This is a genomic window from Kocuria sp. NPDC057446, from assembly GCF_042802875.1.
GTDB lineage: Bacteria > Actinomycetota > Actinomycetes > Actinomycetales > Micrococcaceae > Kocuria.
Map to the genome: position 1 here is coordinate 1 of NZ_JBHVDI010000218.1, position 4,799 is coordinate 4,799.

The 4,799-nt window shown below is 58.8% G+C and carries 3 rRNA genes; all 3 read right to left on the minus strand.

The window, feature by feature from the left end:
- Positions 1 to 8: 8 nt before the first annotated feature.
- Positions 9 to 125: ribosomal RNA gene (gene rrf / locus ACFU0Y_RS17115) — 5S ribosomal RNA — on the minus strand.
- Between the two features lie 199 nt (positions 126 to 324).
- Positions 325 to 3,455 (minus strand): 23S ribosomal RNA (locus ACFU0Y_RS17120).
- Between the two features lie 604 nt (positions 3,456 to 4,059).
- Positions 4,060 to 4,799, minus strand: a 16S ribosomal RNA gene (locus tag ACFU0Y_RS17125); the annotation flags it as partial.

A 4,799-nucleotide genomic window follows, 5' to 3' on the forward strand; every position in this document is an offset into this window, starting at 1 on the left:
GTGGTGTGGTCCGGCGGTGTCCTACTCTCCCACACCCTTCCGGGTGCAGTACCATCGGCGCTGTGGGTCTTAGCTTCCGGGTTCGGGATGGGACCGGGCGTTTCCCCCACGCTATGACCGCCGTAACTCTGGTGCCCGTCCCCCTGGCCCGGTGAGGGGTGGGGGTGGGTAAGTCACTGTGGTTGTCCGCCCGTGGTGGGCGGTATGCAGTTGTGGTTCCCGTGCACCGACAACGGTGGGGTTGTTGGTTGGGAGCCGTATAGTGGACGCGGTGTTCTGTGTGTTCCCACCCGTGGATCCCCACAGCTGTGGGGGGGTGGGGTGTGGTGTAAGTTGTCGGCGTATTAGTACCGGTCGGCTGCACACGTCGTTGGTTCGTGCTTCCACCTCCGGCCTATCAACCCAGTGGTCTAGCTGGGGGCCTCTCACACCTGATGGTGTCTGGAAATCTCATCTCGAAGCGAGCTTCCCGCTTAGATGCTTTCAGCGGTTATCTCTTCCGAACGTAGCGAAGCAGCGGTGCACCTGGCGGTACAACTGCCATACCAGAGGTTCGTCCGTCCCGGTCCTCTCGTACTAAGGACAGGTCTTCTCAAATTTCCTGCGCGCGCAGCGGATAGGGACCGAACTGTCTCACGACGTTCTGAACCCAGCTCGCGTACCGCTTTAATGGGCGAACAGCCCAACCCTTGGGACCAACTCCAGCCCCAGGATGCGACGAGCCGACATCGAGGTGCCAAACCATGCCGTCGATATGGACTCTTGGGCAAGATCAGCCTGTTATCCCCGAGGTACCTTTTATCCGTTGAGCGACGGCCATTCCACAATGTACCGCCGGATCACTAGTCCCGACTTTCGTCCCTGCTCGAGCTGTCGCTCTCACAGTCAAGCTCCCTTGTGCACTTACACTCGACACCTGATTGCCAACCAGGCTGAGGGAACCTTTGGGCGCCTCCGTTACTCTTTAGGAGGCAACCGCCCCAGTTAAACTACCCATCAGGCACTGTCCCTGACCCGGATCACGGGCCGAAGTTAGATGTCCAGAGTGACCAGAGTGGTATTTCAACGTTGACTCCACGTGCACTGGCGTGCCCGCTTCACCGTCTCCCACCTATCCTACACAAGCCACACCGAACACCAATACCAAACTATAGTAAAGGTCTCGGGGTCTTTCCGTCCTGCTGCGCGTAACGAGCATCTTTACTCGTACTGCAATTTCGCCGAGTTCATGGTTGAGACAGCGGGGAAGTCGTTACTCCATTCGTGCAGGTCGGAACTTACCCGACAAGGAATTTCGCTACCTTAGGATGGTTATAGTTACCACCGCCGTTTACTGGGGCTTAAATTCTCCGCTTCGCCGTGAGGCTAACAGGTCCTCTTAACCTTCCAGCACCGGGCAGGAGTCAGTCCGTATACATCGTCTTGCGACTTCGCACGGACCTGTGTTTTTGATAAACAGTCGCTTCCCCCTGGTCTCTGCGGCCCTTACCCGCTCGCACCAGCAAGTGGTGTCCACGGTCGGGGCCCCCCTTCTCCCGAAGTTACGGGGGCATTTTGCCGAGTTCCTTAACCATGATTCTCTCGATCGCCTTAGTATTCTCTACCTGATCACCTGTGTCGGTTTGGGGTACGGGCGGCTGGAACCTCGCGTCGATGCTTTTCTCGGCAGCATAGGATCACCGAATCCCCCCACGAATGGGGGTCCCGTCACGTCTCAAGCACAATGATCCGCGGATTTGCCAACGGATCGCCCTACACGCTTAGACCGGGTCTACCATCGCCCGGCTCGGCTACCTTCCTGCGTCACACCTGTTAATACGCTTACCTCCCCGGTTCAGGTCCCACGCTCCCCGCCACCATCCACCGGCCAAAGGCCGGCATCCGGTGCGGTTCGGGTGGTTAGTGTCCCCGGTTCGATAGGGGCGGTTCTTCGCCGGTACGGGAATATCAACCCGTTGTCCATCGACTACGCCTGTCGGCCTCGCCTTAGGTCCCGACTGACCCAGGGCAGATTAGCTTGACCCTGGAACCCTTGATCATCCGGCGGACGGGTTTCTCACCCGTCATTCGCTACTCATGCCTGCATTCTCACTCGTGTGGGCTCCACCACTGGGTCACCCCGCAGCTTCACTGCCCACACGACGCTCCCCTACCCATCGCACCACCTGAACCGGTCGCAAGACCGGTTGGGTATCATTGGTGCAATGCCACAACTTCGGCGGTGTACTTGAGCCCCGCTACATTGTCGGCGCGGAATCACTTGACCAGTGAGCTATTACGCACTCTTTCAAGGGTGGCTGCTTCTAAGCCAACCTCCTGGTTGTCTAAGCAACTCCACATCCTTTCCCACTTAGCACACGCTTAGGGGCCTTAGTTGGTGGTCTGGGCTGTTTCCCTCTCGACTATGAAGCTTATCCCCCACAGTCTCACTGCTACGCTCTCACTTACCGGCATTCGGAGTTTGGCTGACGTCAGTAACCTTGTAGGGCCCATCGGCCATCCAGTAGCTCTACCTCCGGCAAGAAACACGTAACGCTGCACCTAAATGCATTTCGGGGAGAACCAGCTATCACGAAGTTTGATTGGCCTTTCACCCCTACCCACAGCTCATCCCCTCCATTTTCAACTGAAGTGGGTTCGGTCCTCCACGCGCTCTTACACGCGCTTCAACCTGGCCATGGGTAGATCACTTCGCTTCGGGTCTAGATCACGCCACTCACTCGCCCTGTTCAGACTCGCTTTCGCTACGGATACCCCTCACGGGTTAACCTCGCGACGTAACACTAACTCGCAGGCTCATTCTTCAAAAGGCACGCCGTCACCTTGTAGGGCTCCGACGGTTTGTAGGCACACGGTTTCAGGTACTATTTCACTCCCCTCCCGGGGTACTTTTCACCTTTCCCTCACGGTACTGGTCCGCTATCGGTCATCAGGTAGTATTTAGGCTTACCAGGTGGTCCTGGCAGATTCACACGGGATTTCTCGGGCCCCGTGCTACTTGGGTACGTGCACCGTGCGGCAGCAACGATTTCGTCTACGGGACTCTCACCCTCTCCGGTCCGGCACTCACACCGGTTCGACTATCGTCCTGCACTCACACGCCCGGGCCGGCAGACCCGGGACGACACGCCCCACGACCCCGATGATGCAACCCCTGCCGGGTATCACACACCATCGGTTTGGCCTCTTCCGCGTTCGCTCGCCACTACTGACGGAATCACTGTTGTTTTCTCTTCCTGTGGGTACTGAGATGTTTCACTTCCCCACGTTCCCTCCACACACCCTATGAATTCAGGTGCGGGTCACCACGCATAACACGCGGCGGGGTTTCCCCATTCGGAGACCCTCGGATCACAGCTCGTTTATCAGCTCCCCGAGGCTTATCGCAGATTACCGCGTCCTTCATCGGCTCCTGATGCCAAGGCATCCACCGTGCGCCCTTAAAAACTTGCCACATGATCACAGAACACACCGATACCACCACCACCACACCCCACAAGGAGGCACGGCAGCAGTATCTCGGCGATCAATCACGAACACGGCACCACCACCACCAGCCACACCCCTCCCGCGAAGGAAGGACCACGACCGGCAACCGGCGGCACCTGTTCTTAAGATGCTCGCGTCCACTATACAGTTCTCAAACAACAACCCGCACATCCCACACCCTGGTGGTCGCCGCCCCGAGGGGACCGCACCCACCGGCAGGACGCCGGGAACCCAGACACAACACCCCCGCACCCACCACCACCCCCACCGGGGGCAGCAACCAGGACGGGACCTGTTGTCTCAGGACCCAATAGTGCGCCACGGACCACATCCACCCACCGGACCGGCTCCCTTCCACCACCACACCCGGGGAACCCGCAGGCTCACCGAAGACGCGGCAGGTACTCGGACCCGACCCGGCCGGCAACCCCCCACCCCGGCGAACCAGGACAACAGGAGGGGATGCGGCCACTTGCTCGTTGATATTCCACCCATGAGCTCACCCCACCAGCACCACGGACGGGCACTCGGGCGGGGGCGACCACCACACGGCGGTCAACGGCTCCTTAGAAAGGAGGTGATCCAGCCGCACCTTCCGGTACGGCTACCTTGTTACGACTTAGTCCCAATCGCCAGTCCCACCTTCGACGGCTCCCTCCCACAAGGGGTTAGGCCACCGGCTTCGGGTGTTACCAACTTTCGTGACTTGACGGGCGGTGTGTACAAGGCCCGGGAACGTATTCACCGCAGCGTTGCTGATCTGCGATTACTAGCGACTCCGACTTCATGAGGTCGAGTTGCAGACCTCAATCCGAACTGAGACCGGCTTTTTGGGATTAGCTCCACCTCACAGTATCGCAACCCTTTGTACCGGCCATTGTAGCATGCGTGAAGCCCAAGACATAAGGGGCATGATGATTTGACGTCATCCCCACCTTCCTCCGAGTTGACCCCGGCAGTCTCCTATGAGTCCCCACCATCACGTGCTGGCAACATAGAACGAGGGTTGCGCTCGTTGCGGGACTTAACCCAACATCTCACGACACGAGCTGACGACAACCATGCACCACCTGTCCACCGACCCCGAAGGGAAACCCCATCTCTGGAGCGGTCCGGTGAATGTCAAGCCTTGGTAAGGTTCTTCGCGTTGCATCGAATTAATCCGCATGCTCCGCCGCTTGTGCGGGCCCCCGTCAATTCCTTTGAGTTTTAGCCTTGCGGCCGTACTCCCCAGGCGGGGCACTTAATGCGTTAGCTACGGCGCGGAAAACGTGGAATGTCCCCCACACCTAGTGCCCAACGTTTACGGC